1 protein-coding gene is annotated in these 222 nt (G+C 51.4%); it reads left to right on the forward strand.

Features of this window, described 5'->3' with window-relative positions:
* Positions 1 to 222: hypothetical protein (locus CEX98_RS23145; protein WP_206780906.1), on the forward strand; the 222-nt coding region annotated here is incomplete at both ends.

Below are 222 nucleotides of genomic sequence, written 5' to 3' on the forward strand. Positions count from 1 at the left end.
CTACCACGTAACATTGCCGCTGAATTATCCTCAAACGCCACCTATGGTAGGAGCCGCTTTACACGGCGATATGTTCATCATATATCGCAGGGTGAACCCGCTCCTACCGCACTACCACGTAACATTGCCGCTGAATTATCCTCAAACGCCACCTATGGTAGGAGCCGCTTTACACGGCGATATGTTCATCATATATCGCAGGGTGAACCCGCTCCTACCGCA

The organism is Pseudoalteromonas piscicida (assembly GCF_002744175.1).
Taxonomy (GTDB): Bacteria; Pseudomonadota; Gammaproteobacteria; order Enterobacterales; family Alteromonadaceae; genus Pseudoalteromonas; species Pseudoalteromonas piscicida_B.